Here is a 312-nt window from a genome sequence, read left to right on the forward strand (position 1 = left end):
TCAGTCAAATACCTCGTCATTCCGAAGAAATCCAAAGTAAGTGCTTCGCTCGACTTGCATGTGTTAAGCACGCCGCCAGCGTTCATCCTGAGCCAGGATCAAACTCTCGCATAAAGGACTTAGGCTTGGTCTTTTCAAGCCTTAGTCCGCTTGCGCTCCGCAGCTTTTAGCGAGGTCTCCCACGAGCTTAAAGCTGTCGGAGCTTCCTTCGCTCTGCTGCCAGAGCTTCCTTTCGTTTAAACCTCGGTCAGGAAAACTCTAGCTTTCCTATCCCGTTATTTACTGTTGGCATCAGATCTTCGCTCTCGCTTC

The 312-nt window shown here is 50.0% G+C and carries 1 rRNA gene; it reads right to left on the bottom strand.

The annotated features are described in order from the left end of the window. Positions 1–114, bottom strand: a 16S ribosomal RNA gene (locus H6A20_RS13230); the annotation flags it as partial. Between the last annotated feature and the right edge of the window lie 198 nt (positions 115–312).

Source organism: Mordavella massiliensis, from assembly GCF_016901695.1.
In the GTDB taxonomy this organism is placed as follows: Bacteria; Bacillota; Clostridia; order Lachnospirales; family Lachnospiraceae; genus Claveliimonas; species Claveliimonas massiliensis_A.